This is a genomic window from Bradyrhizobium sp. dw_411 (assembly GCF_018449695.1).
GTDB lineage: Bacteria > Pseudomonadota > Alphaproteobacteria > Rhizobiales > Xanthobacteraceae > Bradyrhizobium.
In genome coordinates, this window is record NZ_JAAVUY010000052.1 from 1 (window position 1) to 521 (window position 521).

Consider the following 521-nt stretch of genomic DNA (forward strand, 5'->3'; position numbering starts at 1 on the left):
TCGGTCTCGCCCTTGAAGAGGTTGGCGTAGATCGGCGCCGGGAAGGATGGATCGTCGAGCTTGACCGAGTGATACTCCGTGTTCTCCTTCGAGGTGCGGTGCCACGCGGCCCCTATCTCGACGTTGCCCACGAGCACCCGCAGGTCCGGGGCCTTGTCGTTGGTGGATGCGTCGGCTGGGACGAGCCGTGCTTTGACGTTGAGCGAGAGCGTCTTGATGGTGCCGGCGAACACGCCGTCTTCGCTGCGGGTGAAGGTACCGATCTGGGCCATGATAATCTCCGTTTGCTGTTTAAGCCCGCGACCATCGCGGCCTTGATGGCGATCCGAAGCCCCGGGACGGCCGACCTGCAGCCTTAAGGCCCGCAGCGTAGCGCAGGACGGCTGAAGGCAACTTGTTTGTCGCGCGAGGAAGCTGCGCAGCAGCGGGGAAAGAAGTTGCTGCAAGCCGTTGCGGGGATCAGGCCGGGGAGCGAAGCGACCGCATCCTGGGGCGTGATCCGACATCAAAAAGGCCCGCGA

The 521-nt window shown here is 63.9% G+C and carries 1 protein-coding gene; it reads right to left on the reverse strand.

Going from position 1 to position 521, the window contains the following annotated elements; all coding sequences use genetic code 11:
• The coding region (locus HB676_RS33640; RefSeq protein ID WP_213742822.1) for a DUF736 domain-containing protein at positions 1–272 on the reverse strand (272 nt) is incomplete at its 3' end.
• Positions 273–521: the final 249 nt, after the last annotated feature.